Consider the following 19991-nt stretch of genomic DNA (forward strand, 5'->3'; position numbering starts at 1 on the left):
GCTCCCGGTCCGCTCACGCGTCGGTGGCGGCGGCGCCGAGCGCCTCGGGGTGGGCGCGGAGGATCGCGTCGACGATCTCGGTGGGCGGCGGCTCGACCGACACCTCGGTCACGCCCTCGCCGGGCTGCGGCGGCTCCAGCGCGGCGAACTGGCTGTCGAGCATCTCCACGCGCATGAAGTGGCCGTGACGGGCCGCGAGCCGGCGCGCGATGAGCTCGCGGGAGCCTTCGAGGAACACCATGCGCACCTGCGGGCGGCCCTCGCGGAGCCGGTCGCGGTACACGCGCCTGAGCCCGGAGCACGTGACGACGCCGGGCTCGCCGGCCGCGGCGCGCTCGTCGAGCCAGCGTCCGATCGCCGCGAGCCAGGGCTCCCGGTCGGCGTCGGTGAGCGGGACGCCCGCGGCCATCTTCTCGACGTTCGCGGGCGGGTGGAAGTCGTCGGCCTCGGCGTAGGTCCAGCCCAGCCGCCCGGCGAGCATCGCGCCCACGGTGGTCTTCCCGGTGCCGGCGACACCCATGACGACGAATACCGGCCGCGCGTCTGGCATGGCGACACCGTACCCTCACGGCCGCCGGCGCTAACGGCGCGCTGCCCGCACGGCCGCCGGTGCTGACGGTGCGTTGCCCGCGCGGCCGCCGGTGCTGACGGCGCGCTGCCCGCACGGCCGCCCGCGCTGACGGCGCGTTGGCCGCGCGGCCGCCGGTGCTGACGGTGCGTTGCCCGCGCGGGCCGCCGGTGCTAACGCGCGTTGGACAGCGGCACCCCGTTGCCCCGGGTGCCCGCCACCGAGCCGGTCATCGTCCGGCCCTGCCACAGCACGAAGTAGCACTGCGTGACGGTGACGCCGTAGCCGTGGAGCTCCTGCGACCGGTACCCGTCGTAGCCCCACTTGTCGTCGACCGCCTGGGCCGTCACGCCCATCTGGTCGGCGACCTCGTCGCGGCAGGCGGCGGCGTACGGCTTCCAGGTCTCGTCGTCCGCCGGCACGGGCGCGGCGAACCCGGCCCGGACCGCGCCCATGTACTCCGCGGCGTGCCTGCCGGTGCACGGGGTCTCGGTCATGCCCGCGGTCGTGCCGGCCTTGGCGAGGTTGAAGCAGTGCTGCGGCAGCGGCGTCCGGCCGCCCGCGAGCGTGCCCCTGGTCGTGGCGAAGGCCGCCCGGCCGGGGGCGGCGTCGACGACCACGGCCTCGCACGCGTACCAGCGGCGGCCGGACTGCCAGTCCCGGTCGGCCGGCAGCCCGATCTCGAGCGTGGCGCCGTGGCGGCCGAGCGGGGTGCCGAGGAACGCGGCGGTCTTCGTCCGGCAGTCCGCGTCGGCCGCCGCGAGCGACGGGTCGTTCGGCTGCGGCGGCGTCCCGGACGACACCCCGGTCAGGGTGCCGACGGCGGCGATCTCGGACTGGTGCTCCTGCGCGCAGTCGACCTTCGCGGGCGGCGCGAGGGTGGTGCGCATCGGCTTGTCGAAGCAGTCCCCGGCCTTCGGCTCGGCGAGTGCGGCCGCGGACGACGGCGGCGGGCCCGGGGCGGTGGCGGGCGGGGCCTCGCCCCCGCAACCGCCCGTCAGCGCAAGCGCGGCGAGTACGAGCGTCAACCGGCGCATCACTCGGCCAGGTCCTGCAGCTCGGCGACGTCAGTGATGTGGCGCACCTTGGTGACGGCGGACAGCGGGAGGTGCGCGTAGAGATGCGGGAACGTCCCGTGCTCGTTGGCCTCCCACCGCAGCGCCTCGCCCAGCGGGCCGGGGTCGACCGAGAGCACCACGAGCTCGGGCACGCCGGCGAAGAACCGCGTCGCCGTGCGGTGGACCTGTTCCGCGGTGGAGAGGTGGACGTACCCGTCCGCGAGGTCGAGCGGCGAGCCCGCGAACACGCCGGCCGCCTCGAACCCGGCCCACTCGGCCGGGAGCAGGATCTTGTAGATCACCGGTCACCGCGCAGCCGGCCGTAGACGAGCACGTCGCGCCAGGCCCCGTCGCGGAACTCGGCCGAGCGCAGGATGCCCTCGCTGAGGAAGCCGACCTTCTCGAGCGCCTTCTGCTCGGCGATGTTCTCGGGCTGCACGCGCGCCTCGATCCGCTGCGTCGGCGTGCTCGCGAACAGGTAGTCGCACAGCAGCGTCTGCGCCCGCCAGCCGACCCCGCGGCCGCGCCACTCGGGCAGCAGCACGATGCCGACGCCCCAGTACTGCGCCGGGCCCGACCCGATCGCGAACCACTGCACGAACCCGGCGGCGGTCTCGTCCGCCTCGACCATGAGCCGCCCGTCGTCGGCGCCGAGGTAGCCGTCGAGCGCGAAGCGCCGGGCGGGCCCGTTCGGCTCGTGGTACCCGGTCCAGGCGGGACCGGCGAGGCCCGGCTCGGTCGCGAACCGGCGGAACATGGCCAGGTCCCCCTCGACCACCGGCCGCAGCCGCACCCAGGTCTTGTTCACACGCCCCCACCTCACTCGACCAGCAAGATCGCCCGCCATCTTCGCCGAAGTTCGCGGGTGACGCTACCGCGCGGGGGCGCCACTTGGTCACCCCGGCCGCGCGACCCTGCCCCACGGCCAGGCTCGGGACGCACTGGGCGGACCGATCCGGGCGCGCTCGCCGGTCGCCTGCGGCGCGCGAGCCGACCGCGCGGCCTGGGCCGGCACGGTCCGGGCCGGGGGCTGGGACGGGGCGCTACTTCGTGAGGGCGGGCGCGACCTCCTTGCGGATCAGCTCGAACGACCGGGCCCGGGCCTCGAGGTCGTACACCATGCAGGTCAGCATGAACTCGTCGGCCTGGGTGGCCGCGAGCAGGTCCGTGAGCTGCTGCCGGACGGTCGCGGGCGAGCCGAGCGCCTGGCCCTCGCGGCGGGAGAGGACGAACTCGCGTTCCCGGTCGCTGTACGCGTAGGCCGCCGCCTCCTCCGGCGTCGCGAGCGGCTCGGGACGGCCCGAGCGCAGCCGCAGGAACGACAGCGCGCTGGGGCCGGAGAGGAACTCGGCCTCCTCGTCGGTCTCGGCGGCGATCGCGCTCACCGCGACCATCGCGTAGGGCTCCGCGAGCCACTGCGACGGGCGGAAATGCTGCCGGTAGAGCCCCAGCGCCGGCAGCGTGTTCTGCGCGCTGAAGTGGTGCGCGAACGCGAACGGCAGCCCGAGCAGGCCCGCGAGCTGCGCGCTGAAGCCGCTCGAGCCGAGCAGCCACACGTCGGGCTTGGAGCCCTTGCCGGGCGAGGCGAGGATGCGGGTCTCGCCCTCGAAGTAGGCGATGAGGTCCTGCAGCTCCTGGGGGAAGTTCTCGGCCGAGAGCCCCTCCATGGTCCGGCGCAGGGCGAGCGCCGTGTACTGATCCGTGCCGGGCGCCCGCCCGATGCCCAGGTCGATGCGGCCCGGGTGCAGCGCCTCCAGGGTGCCGAACTGCTCGGCCACGACCAGCGGCGCGTGATTGGGCAGCATCACCCCGCCGGAGCCGACCCGGATCGTCGACGTGGCCGCGGCGAGGTGGGCCAGCAGCACGGCCGGCGAGGAGCTGGCGATGGCGGGCATGTTGTGGTGTTCGGCGACCCAGAACCGGCGGTAGCCGAGCGCCTCGACGCGCCGGGCGAGCTCGGTCGTGTGCCGCAGGGCCTCCCCGGTCGAGCCGTTGACGGCGACGGGGGCGACATCGAGCACGGAAAGCGGAAGTTCCCTCACAGATCAAGGTCAACACCGGATGCCGCGACCGTATTCCCATTGCCGGTACACTGTTGCCCATCGTCAATGTCTGGGCACGCAGCGTGGGCAAGCGCGGGTGGATCCTGCTGCTGGCCGGGCTGGCGCTGCTCGCGATCGCGTGCGACGCCGAGGCCGGGGCGCGACCGGGGGCGTCCGCGCGCCCGACCGGCGGCATCACCGCCATGGCCGCGCTCGGCGACTCCATCTCCAACGGGTTCGCCTCCTGCCTGGCGCCGAGCCCGTGCCCGCGCAACTCCTGGGCCACCGGCGACGGCACCAAGGTGAACAGCCACTACAAGCGCCTGCTCAAGGACGATCCGGGGCTCAAGGGCGGCAACCACAACTTCGCCGCGGCCAACGCGCGGGCCGACGCGCTCGCCGGGCAGGCCGTCGAGGCCGTGCGGGTCTCGCCGCGGTACGTCACCATCCTCATCGGCGCCGACGACGCCTGCCGCGGCCGTCTGGCCGACATGACGCCGACCGAGGAGTTCCGCCGCGGCGTCGACGCGGCGCTCGCGGTGCTCAAGGAGCGGGCGCCGGACGCGCGCGTGCTGGTCGCGAGCATCCCCGACATCAACCGGCTCTGGGAGATCGGGCACACCAGCAAGCTCGCGGTGCAGGCGTGGAACTTCGGGCTCTGCCCGGCGCTGCTGGCCGAGCCCACGTCGAACGCGCCGGACGTGGTCGCCCGGCGCAGCGCCTTCGCCGCGCGCGTCGACGCCTACAACGAGCAACTGGCCGCGGCCTGCCGGGCCTACGGGCCGCGCTGCCGCACCGACGGCGGGGCCGTGCACCGGGTCCGGTTCACCCTCGACATGGTCGTCGCGCAGGACTTCTTCCACCCGAACGCCGCGGGCCAGACGGCGCTGGCCTCCGCCGCCTGGGCCGGTTCGCCGACCTGGTGAATGCGCGTAGTGTGCTCGGCGTGACAGCTGACCCCAGCGTGTGGCGGGTCAAGGGCATGCCTCTGGCGCCGGCCACCGGGCACGGTGTGCTGGACGGCATGCGGCTCGCGGTCAAGGACCTCTTCGCCGTGACCGGGTTCGCCGTCGGGGGCGGCAACCCGGCCTGGCTCGCCGAGGCGCTGCCCGCCGCCGAGGACGCGCCGGCGGTGGCCCGGCTGCGGGCCGCGGGCGCGGTCGTGCAGGGCATCGCGCACACCGACGAGTTCGCGTACTCGCTCTCCGGCGCCAACGCGCACTACGGCGCCCCGCCGAACCCGGCCGCGCCGGACCTCGTGACCGGCGGCTCGTCGAGCGGCCCGGCCTCGGCCGTCGCGACCGGGCACGCCGACATCGGCCTGGGCACCGACACCAGCGGCTCGATCCGCGTGCCGGCGTCCTGCTGCGGGCTGTTCGGCCTGCGGCCCACGCACGGGGCGGTGCCGACCGAGGGCGTCCAGCCGCTCGCGCCGTCGTTCGACACCGTCGGCTGGATCACCCGCGACGCGGCGACGCTCGCGGCGGTGGGGGAGGTGCTGCTGCCGCCCGGGCCCGTGGCGGCGCCGCGGCGGTTGCTGGCGATCGGCGGCACAGCCGCGGATGCCGCCCGCTTCGGGCTTCCCGTGCGCGAGACGTCCCTGTCCACCTGGGACGATCCCGACCCGCTGCTGCTGGCGTTCCGCCGGGCACAGTCGGCCGAGGCGTGGCGCGCGTACGGGGCGTGGGTCGAGGCGCACCCGCGCGTGCTGGCCCCCGACGTCGAGGGCCGCTTCCGCTTCGGCGCGGCGGTGACCGCGGCGGAGGAGGCGGACGCCCGGGCGCGGCTCGCCGCGTGGCGGGCCGAGCTGCTGGACCTCCTCGGCGACGAGGCCTGGCTGGTGCTGCCCGCGGGCGGCCCGGGCCACGCGCGCGACCTGGGCCTCGCGGGCCGCGACGCGTGGCGGCGGGGCATCCTGCGCTGCTCGGTGCCGGCCAGCGCCTACGGCCTGCCGAGCGTGTCGCTGCCCACGGGCGCCTCGCCGCCGGCCGGGATCGCGCTCGTCGCCCCGCCCGGGCACGACCGCGCGCTGCTGGCCCTGGCCGCCGCCGAGGCGCCGGCCGGGGGGCCGCGACTGGCCCCGTGAGCCAGGTCCTCGCCTGCCATACTGCCGTTCGTGACGTCGCCGCAGTTCGACCCGTATCAGCCGCAGTACCCCGCGCCGCAGCAGCCGCCGGCGCCCGGGCCGTACTCGGGGGCGCCGTTCCCGCCGCCGGCCGGTTACCAGCAGCCCGCGGGTTACCAGCAACCCGCGGGTTACCAGCAACCTGCCGGCTACCAGCCGCCCGCCGGTTACCAGCCGCCGCCCGCGCCCACGCCGTTCCGGCCGAAGACGGGCGTGCTGCTGGCGATCGTCGGCGGCCTGCTCGCGCTGTGCGTGATCGGCGGCTCGACGGCCGCGTACGTCATCGAGAACGGCATAGGCGGCGTCGGCGGCGGCGACGCCGACCTGACCCACCGCCAGCCCAAGGACCCGTGCGCCCTGCTGAACAAGGACGCCTTCGGCACCGACCTCGGCGGCACGCTGGAGAAGTCCGCCAAGGGCGAGGCCGGCACCTGCGACTACACCTTCCAGCACGACTCGCACAGCCCGGAGGCGACCGGGAGCACGCTGCGACTGTACGTCGAGGTGAGCACGTCGGCCGTGGCCCGCTACGAGTCCCAGCAGGGCGGCGCCGGCCTGTCCCGCCTGCCGGTCGAGTGCGGCAAGCAGGCGATCGCGGGCCACAAGGTCGACGCCGCGGGCGAGAACGCCGACGCCAAGCTGTGGTGCGTGGACAGCGACGTCTTCGTCATGCTGACCTTCCACGGCTACAACCGGCAGCGCTTCAACGCCCTGGAGCTCGACGACATCATGGCCCGCATCGGCCGTACCGCCCTGGGCAACGTCCCGGCGAAGTAGCTAGACGGCCGCGGGGGAGCGGGCGGCGCCCACGGACACGGCGGCCTCGGCGAAGGCCCGGATCACCGCGTGCACCCGCGAGCCGTCGCCGGCCAGCTCCGGCTGGAACAGGGTGCCCACCATGAACGGGTGCCCGTCGAGCTCGGCCACCCGCACCTCGCCGTCGTCGTCGTGCCCGGTGAAGCGCAGCCCGTGGGCCTCCAGCGCGGGCAGGTAGGCCCGGTCGAGGCCGTACGAGCAGTGGTACTGCTCCACCGAGCGCTCCACCCCGAAGACGCGCTCGGCCAGGCTGCCCCGCCGCAGGGTCACCGCGCCGGAGTGCCCGACCAGCGAGCACGCGAGCGGCACGATGAGCGGCCGCTCGCCGTCCGGGTCGCTCTCGGCGTGCACGACGTCCGGCAGGCCGGCCAGGTCCCGGGCCACGGAGAGCATGAGGTGCTGGAAGCCGCCACAGGTGCCGAGGAAGGCGATGCCGAGCTCGCGAGCCGCGCGGACGGCGGCGAGGGCGCCGGCCTCCGAGCGGTACGGCGAGCCCGGGACCAGCCAGATGCCGTCGAACCCGGCGAGGCTCGCCGCGTCGGCGTCCTCGGACGGGATCCAGTACGCGTCCAGCGCGAGCCCGTGCTGCTCGCGGAGGACCTCGATGAGTCCCGGGATGCGGGTGTGGGAGCGCACGTGCGGCGAACGGTCGCCGACGAGCGCGATGCGGGCGGTGCGGGTCGTGGTCATGTCCCCAGCCTGCGCGGCGGAACGAGATGAGTCCAACGACTGTTCGCGGTACCGAGATAAGCAATCATGATGTCGTGGACCCGCACCTGCTGCGCACCTTCGCCGCCGTCGCGCGCCTGGGCTCGTTCTCCGCGGCCGCGGGCGAGCTCGGCTACACCCAGTCCGCGGTCTCCCAGCAGATCGCCGCGCTCGAACAGGACGTCGGCGCCCCGCTGCTGCGCCGCCGGCCGGTCGCGCTCACCGACGCCGGCGCGCGGCTGCTCGAGCACACCGGGCCGATCCTGCTCCGGCTGGCCGCGGCCCGGGCCGACGTCGTGCGGCTCTCCGGCCCGCCGCCCGCCGCGGTCGTCCTGGGCGCGACGCCGCTGTCCGGCATCGACGCCGCCGCCGTGGTCCGGGTGCGGCGGGCCATGCCGCGGGTCACCTTCACGCTGCACGTCGCGGCCGCGGCCGCGGTCGCGACCGGGGTCGCCGTGGGGGAGCTGGACCTCGGGCTCGTCGACGGCGTCACCGCGCCCAGCGACCCGCTGCCGCTGCCCGACACCGGCCGGCTGACCACCGCGCCCGTCGCCGAGCGCCCGGCCGTCGTCGCGCTGCCGGCCGCGCACCCGCTCGCGGGCCGGCGCGGGCTGCGCCTGGCGGACCTCGCCGACGCGGTGTGGCTCGACGCGCCCGGGATCGCCACGCCGCTGGAGCGGTTGCGGGTGCTGGCCCGGGCGGAGGGCTTCCGGGGCGGGCTGGCCTATCCCGGTACCGACGCCGGCGTCTTCTCGTCGTTGATCGCCGCGGGCGCAGGGCTGGCGCTGCTGCCGGAGTCGGCGCTGACCCCGGGCGTGCGCGGCGTCCCGGTCGCCGAGCCCCGCCTGGTGCACCGCACCGACCTCGTCCACGGCTGCCTGACCGGGCCGGCCGCGGCCGTGCGCGACGCGTTCATGTCCTGAGCCGCACCAGGTCACCGTCGCCTTCCCCGGCCACTACCGGATCGAGCTGCAGTCGTGGGAGCAGGTCGCCGCGTGCCGGGGGCTGCCGCGGCGGCAGCCGCCGGGCTACGCGGGCCTGCCGTTCGTGCGGCGGTAGTACGAGTGCACGGCGTCCTGGCCGGTGTAGTTCGGGCCCGCACGGTCGTCCGCGCCCAGGTAGGCGTAGGGCAGCTCGACGTCGCCGCGGTCGTCCCGGCCGATCCGGCGCCGGCGGCCGTCGTAGCTGAACCCGGCCTCGCGAAGGTCCGCGGCCAGGCGGCGACCGGCGGGGGCGCCGTCCTGCAGCCGTACGGCCGCCAGGTCCAGGTCGGCGACCAGCCTGCCGCCGTCCGTGAGCCAGCCCGCCGCCCGGGTCAGCAGGCCCAGCTTGTCGCCCACGTAGTGCAGGCCGTGGATGCTGGTGATGAGGTCGTACCGGCGGCGCGGCGCCCAGGCGAGCACGGGCGCCGCGGTCAGCCGCAGCCAGGGCACCTCGGGCGCGGGGTCGAAGGCGTCGACGAGATCGACGCCCTCGACCAGCACCCGGGCCGCCACGCCCTGCTCGTCGAGGCGGGCCGCGGCCTCGATCAGCGCGCGGCCGGAGCCGCAGCACAGGTCGAGCCACGCGACCGTGTCCGGCGCCCCGGTGACGCGGGCCAGCGCCGTGATCACCTCGACCGGGTTGAAGCCGAGCTCGCGCTCGTAGCTGTTGACGCCGTCGAGGCCGCGTTCGCGGTTCATCGCGGAGTTCGCCACCACTGCCGATCCGGCGAGGGCGTCGTCGTCGAGCAGGGGCACGGCGACATGATCCCAGTTATCGACGGTGGCGGGAACCCCCATGATCGTCACCGGGGCGGTCGTCGCCGCCGCGGCCGTGCCCGCCGTGGTCGTCGCCGGGCTCGGCGGTGCGCCGGCCGCCGTGGTCGTCGCCCGGCTCCGCGGTGCGGGTGGTGCGGAGTCCGCCGTGGTCATCGACGCCGGTGCCGGCCGACGGGCTCACCGTCGGGGCCGTCGAGGCGGTGGCGTGGGAGGTCGGGTCGTCGTCCACGCCCCGGGACGGGTTGTCCTCGGCACTGGCACTCGTGCTGACCACTACGTGGGACGGGCGGTCGTCGTGGCGGCCGGACCCCGAGGAGGCCAGCGCCGTGCCGCCGACCGCCAGGACCGCGGCGGTCGTCGCGCCGAAGATGATGAGTCTGCGCATGGGAGGTACACCTTCCTGATCGCTTCTTGCCTGTGCGACCAAATCTCCCGGCACCTTCGTCAACGGGGTCCTGGCGTGACCCTAACGATCGGTTAAGACCTCGAGGGTCACCCGGGACCCGGCGATGGCGAGCCGGCCCCCGGCCGCCTCCGCGGTGCGCCGCGCGATGTCCAGGCCCAGCCCGGTCGAGCCGCCGCCGCTGACGCCCCGCTCGCCCGCGGCCGGGTCGAAGCCCGGCCCGTCGTCCTCCACGGCCAGCTCGACCCGGCCGGGGTGGGCGCGCAGCGAGACCGCGAAGCCGACGCCCTCCTCGGTGTGCGCGAAGACGTTGCCCAGCAGGGCGTCCAGGGCCGCGGCCAGGTCGGCGGCGGACACCGCGACGGGCAGCGGGCCGGGGTCGAGCGCGGTGCGCACCGGGCGGTCCTGGTCCTCGGCGAGCACCGACCAGAACGCGACCCGCTCGGCGACGACCGCGGCCGCGTCGCACTCGGGCGCGGACCGCTCCCGCCGGGCGTCCTCGATGACCGCGGTGAGCGCCCGGTCCAGCGCGCCGACGTGCTCGAGCATCCGCGCGGCCTCGGCCGGGTCGGCGAGCCCCTCGGCGTCGAGGCGCAGGGCGGTCATCGGGGTGCGCATCCGGTGCGACAGGTCGGCCGCGGCCTCGCGCTCCTGGCGCAGCAGGTCGCGGATGCGCCCGGCGAGGCGGTTGAGGGCCGCGGCGACCGCGCGCACCTCGCCCGGCCCGTCGCCGGCCGGGGCGCGGCGGTCGAGGTCGCCGGCGGAGAGGCTCTCGGACACGGCGGCGAGCGTGCGGATCGGGCGCACGACGGCGACCGCGAGCCGGTCGGCCACGGCCAGGCCGAGCAGCAGCAGGCCGAGCCCGACGGCGGCGAGGATCAGCCAGGAGCGGGTGACGCCGCGGCGCAGGTCCCGCTCGGGCACGAACGAGCGCACGACCGCGGTGCCGCCCGGCAGGCCCTGGACGGCGATGAGGACCTCGCGGCCGTCGGCGTGGGCGACGCTGAGGCTGCCCCGCTGGGCGGCCAGGCGCACCGCGGGCGTCGCCGCGATCGGCGCGCCGACGACGCTGCCGTCGCCGAGGTACACCGTCACGGGGTGCGCACCGTCCACATTGGCCTGCTCGACGGTGAGCCGCAGCGCGTTCGCGTCCGCGGTGGCCACGAGCGCGGCCAGGGACCGCGCCTGCGTGGTGGCCGCGGCGACCGCGCGGTCCTCGGCGGCCGCGCGCAGCAGCAGCGCGAGCGGCACGAGGAAGGCCACGAGCACCAGGGCCATCGCGGCCGCGACGAGCAGGGCGAGCCGGCGTCTCATACCCGGCCGAACCGCACGCCGACGCGCCGCACGGTGTGGATGCGCCTCGGCTCCTGGGCCGTCTCGCCGAGCTTGCGCCGCAGCCACGACAGGTGCACGTCGACGGTCTTGTCGGCCGCCGTGTAGGCCACCTGCCAGACCTCGGTCAGCAGCTCCCGCTTCGTGACCACCTCGCCGGCCCGGGCGACCAGATAGTGCAGCAGGTCGTACTCCCGCGGCGTGAGCTCCAGCGCGGCCCCGTCGAGCGTCGCCGTGCGGGCCCGCGGGTCGATCCGCACCCCGTCGGCCTCCACGACGAGCGAGACCGGCTCCGGCGGGGCCGTGCGGCGCAGCACCGCCCGGATCCGGGCGTCGATCTGCTCGGCCCCGTAGGGCTTCACCACGTAGTCGTCGGCCCCGGCGTCCAGGGCCCGCACCATCTCGCCCTCGGTGCGCCGGGCGGTGACCACGATCACCGGCACCTGGCTGACCGCGCGGAGCATGCGCAGCGCCTCGCGCCCGTCGAGGTCGGGCAGCCCGAGATCGAGCAGGACCACGTCGGGCGCCTCGGCGACGGCGAGCTTGAGCCCGTCGAGGGCGGTCGCCGCCGCCACGACCACGTGACCCCGCCCCGCGAGCGCCTTCAGGACCCCGGTGCGAATCGTCGCGTCGTCCTCCACGATCAACACCTTCGCCATAGGGCGAGCTTAACCGCGCGTTATCGTCGGGCGACGGACACTGGGAGGCATGCGGATGCGCTGGCCCTTGGCGATCGCGGCGTGGCTGGCGGCCGCGGCGCTGGCGACGGCCGCCTCGATCGGGGCGGTGGGCTCGCTGAGCAACGGCCTCTTCGGCCCCTCGGACGCGCCCATGAGCGAGGCCGACGTCGAGGCCCGCCTGACCCCGACGCCCGCGGGCAGCCCCACGCCCGACCCGTCGGCGCCCCTCGGCACCACGCCCGCGTCGCCGGCGGCGTCCACCGCGACGAGCCGCGCGCTGAGCACCGCCGGGGGCAGCATCATGGCCTCGTGCCCGGGTGGGCAGGCCTACCTCGACTCCTGGATCCCGAGGTCGGGATTCGAGACCGACCACCTGCAGCGGGGCCCCGCGGCCACGGCGTCGCTGCGGTTCAAGGCGCGCTCGGGCGGCGGCTCCGTGCGGGCCCAGGTGACGTGCGTCAACGGCGAGCCGGCGCTGGCCCTGCCCGGCGACGACTGAGCACCTTCCGCGCGCCCTCAACGGCTCGGCCCTCGGCCTCGGCGGCGGCGCGACCGCGCCGGCGGGCCCGTGGCCGGCGACGGCGAACGGCATCCCGGCCACGAGCGCGGCGACGGCCTGCGCCAGCGTCGTGGCCAGGGCCGGCGCCCCGCCCCGCGACCGGGTCGACACCCTCGTGGTCCGCGGCGTGCAGCCGCTGGGATCGCGGTGTCCCGCGCCGGGTGCGCATCTGGCCCGGCGCGGGACTTGCCGCTACGCTGGTGCCCGATGGCTACCGATGTGAGATTGGGGGTCCCGTCCGCAACAGGTGAGTGCTGATGCACCCATCCCTTGCGAACGGAGAGACCCGGCTCGACCTGTGGCTGCGGGTGCGTGAGTTCGCCGTCCCGCCGCCGATGATCGAAACGTCCACCGCCCGGCGCCTCGCCGGAGACTGGGCCGGAGCCTGCGCGGCCGCCCGCGTCGACGTGGACCTCAACCTGCGGCGACTCGCCCGCCTGCGCGGCCCCGACATAGCCGCGCGCGTGCGGGCCGACCTGCGCCACCTCGCCCCCGACCTGCTGCGCTGGCACCTGCCGCGGATCGGCCCCGACGGCCTGCTGCGGCCCGGGCTCACCGTCACGCTGGCTCGCTACGACGCGGAGCTGCACCTGGTTGCCCGCACCCCGCCGGCGTGGGCCGCGGGCGGGCAGCGCTTCAGCCTGGCCCTGTGGGACGGCACCGGCGGCGGCCCGCACCCGGACCGGTACTTCCGCCTCGACCTGCACCGGCACCTGTGGGATGCCCGCCGCGCCGGGGAGCTGCGCGCCCGCGCCCGGCCCGACTGGGCGGCCGAGGCGGCGCTCCTGCGGACCGAGGGCGCGGCGTTCCTGCGGCTTAAGGGCGCGGCGCTCCTGCGGACCGAGGGCCCGGTGCTCGTGCGGGCCGCGGGGCGACGGCTGCTGCTGGACCCGCGAACCGGCGCGACCCGGCCGGCCCGCACCCGCGACGGCCGCGTGCCCGTGCTCCCGCACGCCTCCACCTATCCGGCGCCCGACCTCGAGCTGCTGGAGGCCGGCGCGATCGACCCGGGCGCCCTGCACCCGCTGGTCGCCGAGGCGCTGGCTCCGGGTTCGGTACCGCCACCCGGGCCGCAACCGGGCGCCGCCACGAGGATCGTCGAGTGCCGCGGCGCGGAGCATCGCATCGCGCTCGTCGACGGCGTGCTGACCGCGCTCGACCACGACCCGGCCCAGCTGCGCCGCGAGGAGCTGCTGGTCGCGCTGGGCGGGCCGCCGCTGCCCTGCCTGCGCGCCATCGATCTCGTGCACCGCCGGCCCGAGCGCCTGGACGACATCCGCGCGCGGCTCGACCACGGCGACGCGGCCGGCGCGCTGGCCGCCGTCGAGAGCCTGCTCGGCCCGAACGCGCTGCTGCGCGCCGGTGCCCTGCGCGAGGCCCTGGAGGCCGCCGCGCGGCAACGCATCCTGCATGGACTGTTCCGTAACGGCCTGACTCCCACGAGGTGATGCCCGCATGCCGACTCTGGACACTGCCGCCGATCTGCTGAAGCTGTTGTACGACACCGAGACCGAGCACCGCGACGACACCCAGCTCGAGGCGCTCACCCTGGCCGTGGCCGCGGACCTGCCCGTGCTGCTGTGGGGCGAGCCCGGCATCGGCAAGACCGCCGCGCTGAACCAGCTCGCGGAGGCCCTCGACCTGCCGCTCACCACCGTGATCGCGAGCGTGCACGAACCCTCGGACTTCGCCGGGCTGCCGGTGCTCGGCGACGACCCGGCCGTGCAGGGGGTGCCCATGGCCCCTCCCGACTGGGCCGTGCGCCTGGTGCGGGCCGGGCGCGGGCTGCTGTTCCTCGACGAGCTGTCGACCGCGCCGCCCGCCGTCCAGGCCGCGCTGCTGCGGGTGGTGCTGGAGCGGCGCATCGGGGCGCTCACGCTGCCGGAGGGGGTGCGGATCGTGGCCGCGGCCAACCCGCGCGGGTCCGCGGCCGACGGGTGGGAGCTCAGCGCGCCGCTCGCGAACCGGTTCGTGCACCTGCAGTGGGCGTTCCGGCACGACGTCGTGGTGCGCGGGCTCGGCGGGGTCTGGCCCCGGGCGCGGCTGCCCGAGCTCGACCCGGGGCGGCTGGGCACGGCGGTCGCCTTCGCGCGCCGGGCCGTGTGCGGGCTGCTGGCGGCCCGGCCCAAGCTCGTACACCAGCTGCCGTCGAGCGAGACGCGCCGGGGCGGGGCGTGGCCGTCGCCGCGCAGCTGGGACATGGCGCTGCGGCTGATCGCGTTCGGCACGGCCGCCGCGGCGTCCCGGGAGGCGCTGTCGATGCTGGTCCGCGGGGCGGTCGGCGACGGGCCGGGCCTGGAGCTGCTGGCGAGCCTGGACCGGATGGACCTGCCGGACCCCGAGGAGCTGCTGGCCCGGCCCGATGCGGCGGTCCTGCCCGACCGCGGCGACCTGCGCCAGGCCGTCCTCGACGCCGTCGTCGACGCGGTCCGGCAGCGCCCGTCGCGCGAGCGCTGGGACGCGGCCTGGGCCGTGCTCGCCGGGGCCCTGTCGACCGGCGCGCCCGACCTCGTCGTCGTGCCCGCGCAGACCCTGGCCGCGCTGCGCGAGGACGACTGGGACCTGCCCGGCTCCATCGAGCGCCTGGCCGGCGTCGTGTCCATCTCCCTGGCGGCGTCGCGCTGATGGACACCGCCAAGCTCTACGCGGCGCGGCTGTTCGCCACCCGCGCCCGGCCGTACCTCGCGAGCGCCCTGTTCGCCCTGCACCCGATCGAGTCGCGGCTCGTGCCGACCATGGGCGTCGACCGGTACTGGCGCTGCTACGTGAACCCGGCCTTCGTCGAGGCCACCCCGCTGGAGGAGCTCGCCGCGGTGTGGGTGCACGAGGTCTCGCACCTGCTGCGCGACCACCACGGCCGCGGCGACCGGATCGCCGCGGCCGAGGGCCTCGACGGGCCGGGCGAGCGGCTGCGGATGAACATCGCGGCCGACTGCGAGATCAACGACGACGCGTTCGGCGACGGGCTGCCGGCGCCCGAGGGCGCGGTGTATCCGCACCGGCTCGCGCTGACGCCGGGGCAGCTCATGGAGGAGTACCTGCCGCAGTTCCGGCTCGGGCCGCACACCCAGGACCACGCGTGGCTGGACTGCGGCAGCGGCGCGGACGGGCTCGCGCGCCCCTGGGACCTCGGCCCCACCGGCGCGCACGGGCTGACGCCGCAGGAGCGCGACGCGGTCCGGTTCCGGGTGGCGGAGGGCATCCGGGGCGCGCCCGGCAGCGCCCCGGCGGGCTGGCAGCGCTGGGCCGACGAGGCGTTCCACCCGCCGCAGCCGTGGCGGCGGCTGCTCGGCGCGGCGGTGCGCACGGCGGCGGCGAGCGCGGGGGCGGGCGACGACTACACGTACGGCCGCCCGGCCCGCCGCTCGGCCGCGCTGCCCGGCGTCGTGCTGCCGAGCCTGCGCCGCCGCCCGCCCCGCGTCTGCGTCGTCATCGACACCTCCGGCTCGGTCAGCGACGCCGAGCTGGGCAGCGCGATCCTGGAGGTCGCGGCCATCAGCCGCGCCGTCGGCGGCCGCCGCGACCTCGTCACCGTGCTGCCCTGCGACGCGGCCGCGCCGCTGGCGTTCCCGCTGTGCCGGGCCGAGGGCATCGAGCTGGTCGGCGGCGGCGGGACCGACCTGCGGGCCGGCTTCGACCGCGCGCTGCGGCAGCACCCGCGGCCGGACGTGGTCGTGGTGCTGACGGACGGGCAGACGCCGTGGCCGGAGCGGGCGCCGCGGTGCCGGACGGTGATCGGCCTCTTCGCCCGCCCCTCCCGGTGGGACGAGGACGACCCGGGCTACGTGCCCGGCACCCCGCCGGAGTGGGCGAAGGTGGTCACGATCGGCTGAGCGCGCGGCTCGTCGTCAGGACCAGGCGAGCGAGGACCTGGTGCGCCAGTAGTCCTCCGGCGCCTCGGGGGCGGGTTCGCGGGCGGGGGGCGTGTCCAGGGCGCGCAGGTTGCTCGTGAGCTGGGCGACGGTGGCGGCTCCGGACAGTACGACATCCGTGAACGGCTCGGCGAGCACCGCCGCCAGGGCCTCGGCGTCGCGGCCGGCCAGGCGGCCGTTGGCCATGCCCTCCTTGACGATGACGCGGCGGCCGTCGGCGTGGGCCTCGCGCAGGGCCGGTCCCGCGGAGCGCTCGAGCAGGTTCCACGTCGCCTGTACCGTCCGGAAGAGCGGCGCCCCGTCCGCCTCGACGCGCAGGGCCGCGCGGATCGCCTCGGCCTGGCCCGGGCCGCTCACCGAGAGCCCGACGGTGACGCCGGTCGCGGCCAGGTCCGCGAGGAGCCGGTGCAGCGCGCGGTCGGTGAGTGCGGGGCTGTCCGGCGTGACCGAGTGGATCTGGTACAGGTCCAGGCGATCGCCCAGCACCGCGCGGGACTCGGCGAGCTGGCGCTCGAAGGTCGCGGGGGAGTGGTCCTTGGCCTCGTGCACCTCGGCGTCCACGCGCCAGCCGGCGGTGTAGGTGTACCCCCACTTCGAGCCGACCACCACGTCGTCGTGCCCGGGGAGCCAGGCGGCCAGGAACTCCTCGGCGCGGCCGTAGGACCGCGCGACGTCGACGTAGCGGACCCCGGCGGCGTACGCGGCGTCGAGCAGTTCGTGGCTGCGGCGGCGCAGCGCGTCGACCGAGCGCCGCGCGGGCAGGTCGTGGTCGCGGCCCAGGTTGATGTAGCCGGGCCGCCCGACGGCGGCCAGGCCCAGGCCGAGGCGGCAGGACGGCGCGACGAACGGCATCAGGCGGGCTGCAGGTGCTCGGCCAGGATCGCCAGGTGCGTCCGGCGGGCGGCGCCGTGCCGCGCGAGGCCCTGCTCGGTGAGGTTCACGAACACGCCGCGCCGGTCGGCCTCGCACAGGGCGCGCGCGACGAGGCCGTGCTTCTCCAGGCGGGCGACGGCGCGGGACAGGGCGCTCTGGCTCAGGTACATGTCGGCGGCGAGGTCCTGCATGCGGCGCTTCTCACAGTCCTGCGCGACGAGCCGGTCGAGGATCTCGAACTCGCTCAGCGTCAGGCCGTGCGCGTCCGACAGTGCCCGCTCCAGGTGGCCCGCGACCTCGTTGTAGCTGGTCAGCAGCGAGCGCCAGCGCTCGATCAGGGCTCCCTCGGACCTCATGGGCGGCATCCTACTCCTCCCGCCAAGATATTGCACACGCATTAAATGTACGCGGATCTAGTGCATGGACATTGAATGCGCATGCATCTAGTGTCGCCTCCCGTGACCATGACCTTGACGCAACCCGATCGAACCCGGACCCCGCGGCGACTCTGGGCCGTGCTCGCCGTGCTGTGCGCCGTGCTGTTCCTCGACGGCCTCGACGTCTCGATGGTCGGCGTGGCCCTCCCGTCGATCGGCGCCGAGCTCGGCCTGTCCACCACCTCGCTGCAGTGGATCGTCAACGGCTACGTGCTCGGCTACGGCGGCCTGCTGCTGCTCGGCGGCCGCACCGCGGACCTGCTCGGGCGGCGCCGCGTCTTCCTCGTCGCGCTCGGCGTCTTCGCGGCGGCCAGCCTCGTCGGCGGGCTCGTCGACGACGGCGGCCTGCTCATCGCCACCCGCTTCGTGAAGGGGCTCGCGGCCGCGTTCACCGCCCCGACCGCCCTGTCCATCCTCACCACCACGTTCCCGCAGGGCCCGGCCCGCAACCGCGCGCTGTCGGTGTTCTCGGTCTTCGGCGCGAGCGGCTACTCCTCCGGGCTCATCCTCGGCGGCCTGTTCACCAGCGTCGGCTGGCGCTGGACGTTCCTGATCCCGGTGCCGCTCGCGGTCGCGGCCCTGGCCGCCGGCATCGCCCTCATCCCGCGCGACCGCCCCGCGGCCGAGGGCGGTCACGACCTGGCCGGGGCCGCGACGCTGGTCGGGGGCATGCTGCTGTCGGTGTACGCCGTCGTCTCCGCCCCCGCGCGGGGCTGGCTGCACCCGGCGACCCTCGGGCTCGCCGCGGCCGCGGTGGCGCTGCTGGCCGCGTTCCTCGTCGTCGAGCGCCGCGTGCCCCATCCGCTCATCCGGCTGAGCATCCTGCGGGCCGGCTCCATCGTGCGGGCGAACCTGAGCATGGTGGCGCTGTTCGGGTCGTACCTCAGCTTCCAGTTCATGATGACGCTCTACCTGCAGGACGTCCTGCACTGGTCGCCGCTGCGCATGGCGCTCGCCCTGCTGCCGGCGGGCCTGCTGGTCGCGTTCGGCTCGCCCTTCGTGGGGCGGCTCATCACGCGCTTGGGCACCGCGCCCCTCATCGCCGGCGCGATGCTCTCGATGAGCCTCGGGTACGGCTGGTTCCTGCTCACCGCCGGCGACGCCCCGCACTACGCGATCACGACGCTGCCGACGATGCTCCTGCTGGGCGGCGGCTTCGCGTTCGGCTTCAGCTCGATCATGGCCCAGGCCACGGACGGCATCGCCGACGCCGAGCAGGGCCTGGCCTCCGGGCTCGTGCAGACCTCGGGCCAGGTGGGCGCCGCGCTGGTCCTGGCCGTGGTGACCGCGCTGGTGGCGGCGGCGAGCCCGGCCTCGCGCGCGGACTTCAGCCAGTTCCACCCGGGCGTCAACCTGGTGACCGGGGTGGCCGTGGTGGGGCTGCTGCTGAGCCTGACGCCGCTGGTCCGCCGCCGCCGCTAGGAAGCCCTCCCGGTCGCCGGCGTAGCCGGTCAGACGGCGATGGCGTGGGAGACCTTCCACGCGCCGGCGACCGGGACCATGGTCAGCACCACGCGGTTCTGGTCCACCTTCTCGCCCGTGATGTTGGCGTTGCGCCGGTACTGGTCCACGTAGAGCAGCAGCTCGACGCGGGACGCGGTGGCGCTCACCACGCCCGTCGCCGAGACCGACGCGCGCACGATCGCCTGCTCCGCCACCGCGTTGGACTTCAGCGCCGCCGTCGTCTGCGCGTACTCCTCGGCGAAGCCGCCCGTCGTGAAGCCCTTGCCGTTGGCCACGCTCGCGTCGAAGCTGCGGTAGTCGTAGGAGAATATGGCCTGCGCCGCGGCGTTGGCGGCGGCCGTGGACTGGCGCACGGCCACGTCCCGGCGGTGGTGCTCGTCCGAGGAGTACCAGCCGGCGCCGGCCAGGCCGAGGGCCACCGCGATGGCCGCCACCAGCGCCCAAGAGCGACGAGTCATGACAGTACCCCTCTCACCCGACGAACTGGAGTTTGGCGACCTGCCAGCGGCCGGAGTCGCGGTCGCGGGCCATGTCCACCTGGATGCGGTAGTGCGAGGCGCGGCCCTCCGGGGACTTGCTGTTGCGCACCGTCGCGTCGATGGCCACGAGCACGACCGCCGCGTCGCGGTCGCCCGAGACGAGGGCGGCGCGCAGCACGGTGCCCTTGGAGTCCACGTTGTTCTCCACCACGGCGGCGCGGACCTGGGCCTGGCCGCGGGTGAACTCGTCGCGGAAGTCGCCCGTCGCGCCGGCCACGATCCGCTGCAGGTCGCGGTCGACGCTCGCCGCGCTCACCGAGACGAAGTCGACCGTCGTCTGCTTGGCCGCGGCCAGGGCCTGCTGGTGGGCCCGGTCGAGGGTGCGCGCGTCGTACCAGCGGTTGCCCAGCACCGCGGCCGCGGCCACCGCCGCGCAGACCAGCAGGGCCAGCAGCGCCGTGGTGAGCGACGGGCGGGCGAGCCGGGGGCGGGGCTTCGGCTCCCGGCGCCGCACCGAGCGGGCGGGCCCCCGCCGGTGCGGCGCCGTTCGCCGGCGAGGACGCTTCCCGGCGTCATCCTCGTCGAGAGCAACGTCTGTCTCGTCCACGGTGGACTTGGGCTCCGCGACGACCGGCGACAGCACCTCGGGCTCCTCGTCCAGGTGGGACAGGACGTGGGTGAGGGTGTCGCGGCGCTTGGGGATCCGGCGGCGGGTGGCGGCCCGCTGCCGGACGCTTCGAGGGGCGGCCGGAGCGTCGGCGCCGCCCGGCACGAGCCGCAGGCCGCGCTCAGGGGATTCGGACACGGAAGCCTCC

At 76.0% G+C, this 19991-nt stretch carries 23 protein-coding genes; 9 read left to right on the forward strand and 14 right to left on the reverse strand.

Going from position 1 to position 19991, the window contains the following annotated elements; translation table 11 throughout:
- Positions 1 to 13: 13 nt before the first annotated feature.
- The 5 genes from ACQP1P_RS10650 to ACQP1P_RS10670 all read right to left on the reverse strand — a co-directional run bounded on the left by ACQP1P_RS10650 (position 14) and on the right by ACQP1P_RS10670 (position 3668).
- On the reverse strand, positions 14 to 550 hold the full coding sequence (locus ACQP1P_RS10650) for a gluconokinase (protein ID WP_433085476.1): 537 nt from the start codon (positions 548 to 550) through the stop codon (positions 14 to 16).
- A gap of 191 nt (positions 551 to 741) precedes the next feature.
- Positions 742 to 1596: a septum formation family protein gene (locus ACQP1P_RS10655; protein ID WP_433085478.1), complete on the reverse strand. Its 855-nt coding sequence runs from the start codon at positions 1594 to 1596 to the stop codon at positions 742 to 744.
- Between the two features lie 8 nt (positions 1597 to 1604).
- Positions 1605 to 1928 (reverse strand): DUF952 domain-containing protein, encoded by a 324-nt coding sequence (locus ACQP1P_RS10660; RefSeq protein WP_433085480.1) that lies wholly within the window; start codon positions 1926 to 1928, stop codon positions 1605 to 1607.
- Positions 1925 to 2434: a GNAT family N-acetyltransferase gene (locus ACQP1P_RS10665; protein ID WP_350622824.1), complete on the reverse strand. Its 510-nt coding sequence runs from the start codon at positions 2432 to 2434 to the stop codon at positions 1925 to 1927. Before ACQP1P_RS10665 ends, ACQP1P_RS10660 begins: the two co-directional genes overlap by 4 nt.
- Positions 2435 to 2669: 235 nt before the next feature.
- A complete protein-coding gene (locus tag ACQP1P_RS10670) occupies positions 2670 to 3668 on the reverse strand; it encodes an LLM class flavin-dependent oxidoreductase (protein ID WP_433085482.1) in 999 nt (332 codons plus the stop codon).
- Between the two features lie 83 nt (positions 3669 to 3751).
- Between ACQP1P_RS10670 and ACQP1P_RS10675 the strand changes: the two genes are divergently transcribed.
- From ACQP1P_RS10675 to ACQP1P_RS10685, 3 genes are read left to right on the forward strand one after another with little or no spacing between them, the layout of a single operon-like run.
- Complete coding sequence (locus ACQP1P_RS10675; RefSeq protein WP_433085484.1) at positions 3752 to 4594, forward strand: GDSL-type esterase/lipase family protein; 843 nt, start codon at positions 3752 to 3754, stop codon at positions 4592 to 4594.
- Between the two features lie 20 nt (positions 4595 to 4614).
- Positions 4615 to 5754, forward strand: a complete 1140-nt coding sequence (locus ACQP1P_RS10680; protein WP_433085486.1) for an amidase family protein — start codon at positions 4615 to 4617, stop codon at positions 5752 to 5754.
- A 30-nt stretch (positions 5755 to 5784) separates the two neighbouring features.
- On the forward strand, positions 5785 to 6570 hold the full coding sequence (locus tag ACQP1P_RS10685) for a hypothetical protein (RefSeq protein ID WP_433085488.1): 786 nt from the start codon (positions 5785 to 5787) through the stop codon (positions 6568 to 6570).
- On the opposite strand, the gene ACQP1P_RS10690 is transcribed toward ACQP1P_RS10685, so the two are convergent.
- Entirely contained in the window at positions 6571 to 7299 is a 729-nt protein-coding gene (locus ACQP1P_RS10690) for a CTP synthase C-terminal region-related (seleno)protein (RefSeq protein ID WP_433085490.1), read from the reverse strand. It abuts the gene before it with no gap.
- 74 nt (positions 7300 to 7373) lie between these two features.
- On the opposite strand from ACQP1P_RS10690, the gene ACQP1P_RS10695 reads away from it, so the two are divergent.
- A complete protein-coding gene (locus ACQP1P_RS10695) occupies positions 7374 to 8240 on the forward strand; it encodes a LysR family transcriptional regulator (protein ID WP_433085492.1) in 867 nt (288 codons plus the stop codon).
- 105 nt (positions 8241 to 8345) lie between these two features.
- Here ACQP1P_RS10695 and ACQP1P_RS10700 read toward each other — a convergent pair whose 3' ends face one another.
- From ACQP1P_RS10700 to ACQP1P_RS10715, 4 genes are all read right to left on the reverse strand, one after another.
- Positions 8346 to 9056, reverse strand: a complete 711-nt coding sequence (locus ACQP1P_RS10700) for a class I SAM-dependent methyltransferase (protein WP_433085494.1) — start codon at positions 9054 to 9056, stop codon at positions 8346 to 8348.
- Positions 9057 to 9072: 16 nt separating this feature from the next.
- Positions 9073 to 9462 carry a hypothetical protein gene (locus ACQP1P_RS10705; RefSeq protein WP_433085496.1) on the reverse strand — a complete coding sequence of 130 codons (390 nt, stop codon included), beginning with the start codon at positions 9460 to 9462 and terminating at the stop codon, positions 9073 to 9075.
- A gap of 81 nt (positions 9463 to 9543) precedes the next feature.
- On the reverse strand, positions 9544 to 10794 hold the full coding sequence (locus ACQP1P_RS10710) for a sensor histidine kinase (RefSeq protein ID WP_433085497.1): 1251 nt from the start codon (positions 10792 to 10794) through the stop codon (positions 9544 to 9546).
- A complete protein-coding gene (locus ACQP1P_RS10715; protein ID WP_433085499.1) occupies positions 10791 to 11471 on the reverse strand; it encodes a response regulator transcription factor in 681 nt (226 codons plus the stop codon). Before ACQP1P_RS10715 ends, ACQP1P_RS10710 begins: the two co-directional genes overlap by 4 nt.
- Positions 11472 to 11520: 49 nt before the next feature.
- Between ACQP1P_RS10715 and ACQP1P_RS10720 the strand changes: the two genes are divergently transcribed.
- From ACQP1P_RS10720 to ACQP1P_RS10735, 4 genes are all read left to right on the forward strand, one after another.
- Positions 11521 to 11991 carry a hypothetical protein gene (locus ACQP1P_RS10720; protein WP_433085501.1) on the forward strand — a complete coding sequence of 157 codons (471 nt, stop codon included), beginning with the start codon at positions 11521 to 11523 and terminating at the stop codon, positions 11989 to 11991.
- Positions 11992 to 12308: 317 nt separating this feature from the next.
- Positions 12309 to 13499 carry a hypothetical protein gene (locus tag ACQP1P_RS10725; RefSeq protein ID WP_433085503.1) on the forward strand — a complete coding sequence of 397 codons (1191 nt, stop codon included), beginning with the start codon at positions 12309 to 12311 and terminating at the stop codon, positions 13497 to 13499.
- Positions 13500 to 13506: 7 nt separating this feature from the next.
- Positions 13507 to 14676, forward strand: a complete 1170-nt coding sequence (locus ACQP1P_RS10730) for an AAA family ATPase (RefSeq protein WP_433085505.1) — start codon at positions 13507 to 13509, stop codon at positions 14674 to 14676.
- The gene (locus ACQP1P_RS10735; RefSeq protein WP_433085507.1) at positions 14676 to 15884 is read left to right on the forward strand and encodes a vWA domain-containing protein; all 1209 of its coding nucleotides are present in this window, start codon (positions 14676 to 14678) and stop codon (positions 15882 to 15884) included. Before ACQP1P_RS10730 ends, ACQP1P_RS10735 begins: the two co-directional genes overlap by 1 nt.
- A gap of 15 nt (positions 15885 to 15899) precedes the next feature.
- Here the strand turns inward: ACQP1P_RS10735 and ACQP1P_RS10740 are convergent, their stop codons facing one another.
- Together ACQP1P_RS10740 and ACQP1P_RS10745 are read right to left on the reverse strand one after the other, a co-directional pair.
- Entirely contained in the window at positions 15900 to 16775 is an 876-nt protein-coding gene (locus ACQP1P_RS10740) for an aldo/keto reductase (RefSeq protein ID WP_433085509.1), read from the reverse strand.
- Positions 16775 to 17152 carry a MarR family winged helix-turn-helix transcriptional regulator gene (locus tag ACQP1P_RS10745; protein ID WP_433085511.1) on the reverse strand — a complete coding sequence of 126 codons (378 nt, stop codon included), beginning with the start codon at positions 17150 to 17152 and terminating at the stop codon, positions 16775 to 16777. The genes ACQP1P_RS10740 and ACQP1P_RS10745 overlap by 1 nt, the downstream gene beginning before the upstream one ends.
- A 108-nt stretch (positions 17153 to 17260) precedes the next feature.
- Between ACQP1P_RS10745 and ACQP1P_RS10750 the strand changes: the two genes are divergently transcribed.
- The gene (locus ACQP1P_RS10750) at positions 17261 to 18655 is read left to right on the forward strand and encodes an MFS transporter (RefSeq protein ID WP_433089961.1); all 1395 of its coding nucleotides are present in this window, start codon (positions 17261 to 17263) and stop codon (positions 18653 to 18655) included.
- A gap of 29 nt (positions 18656 to 18684) precedes the next feature.
- On the opposite strand, the gene ACQP1P_RS10755 is transcribed toward ACQP1P_RS10750, so the two are convergent.
- Both ACQP1P_RS10755 and ACQP1P_RS10760 read right to left on the reverse strand, forming a co-directional pair.
- A complete protein-coding gene (locus ACQP1P_RS10755; protein ID WP_433085513.1) occupies positions 18685 to 19155 on the reverse strand; it encodes a hypothetical protein in 471 nt (156 codons plus the stop codon).
- Positions 19156 to 19168: 13 nt separating this feature from the next.
- The gene (locus tag ACQP1P_RS10760; protein ID WP_433085515.1) at positions 19169 to 19981 is read right to left on the reverse strand and encodes a hypothetical protein; all 813 of its coding nucleotides are present in this window, start codon (positions 19979 to 19981) and stop codon (positions 19169 to 19171) included.
- Positions 19982 to 19991: the final 10 nt, after the last annotated feature.

The sequence above is a fragment of the Dactylosporangium sp. CA-052675 genome (genome assembly GCF_050947935.1).
Taxonomy (GTDB): Bacteria; Actinomycetota; Actinomycetes; order Mycobacteriales; family Micromonosporaceae; genus Dactylosporangium.

Coding starts and splice junctions, on each gene's coding strand:
- ACQP1P_RS10650 (WP_433085476.1), bottom strand. CDS start 550: ATGCCAGACGCGCGGCCGGTATTCGTCGTCATGGGTGTCGCCGGCACC.
- ACQP1P_RS10690 (WP_433085490.1), bottom strand. CDS start 7,299: ATGACCACGACCCGCACCGCCCGCATCGCGCTCGTCGGCGACCGTTCG.
- ACQP1P_RS10705 (WP_433085496.1), bottom strand. CDS start 9,462: ATGCGCAGACTCATCATCTTCGGCGCGACGACCGCCGCGGTCCTGGCG.
- ACQP1P_RS10710 (WP_433085497.1), bottom strand. CDS start 10,794: ATGAGACGCCGGCTCGCCCTGCTCGTCGCGGCCGCGATGGCCCTGGTG.
- ACQP1P_RS10715 (WP_433085499.1), bottom strand. CDS start 11,471: ATGGCGAAGGTGTTGATCGTGGAGGACGACGCGACGATTCGCACCGGG.
- ACQP1P_RS10720 (WP_433085501.1), top strand. CDS start 11,521: ATGCGGATGCGCTGGCCCTTGGCGATCGCGGCGTGGCTGGCGGCCGCG.
- ACQP1P_RS10725 (WP_433085503.1), top strand. CDS start 12,309: ATGCACCCATCCCTTGCGAACGGAGAGACCCGGCTCGACCTGTGGCTG.
- ACQP1P_RS10730 (WP_433085505.1), top strand. CDS start 13,507: ATGCCGACTCTGGACACTGCCGCCGATCTGCTGAAGCTGTTGTACGAC.
- ACQP1P_RS10735 (WP_433085507.1), top strand. CDS start 14,676: ATGGACACCGCCAAGCTCTACGCGGCGCGGCTGTTCGCCACCCGCGCC.
- ACQP1P_RS10740 (WP_433085509.1), bottom strand. CDS start 16,775: ATGCCGTTCGTCGCGCCGTCCTGCCGCCTCGGCCTGGGCCTGGCCGCC.
- ACQP1P_RS10745 (WP_433085511.1), bottom strand. CDS start 17,152: ATGAGGTCCGAGGGAGCCCTGATCGAGCGCTGGCGCTCGCTGCTGACC.
- ACQP1P_RS10750 (WP_433089961.1), top strand. CDS start 17,261: ATGACCTTGACGCAACCCGATCGAACCCGGACCCCGCGGCGACTCTGG.
- ACQP1P_RS10755 (WP_433085513.1), bottom strand. CDS start 19,155: ATGACTCGTCGCTCTTGGGCGCTGGTGGCGGCCATCGCGGTGGCCCTC.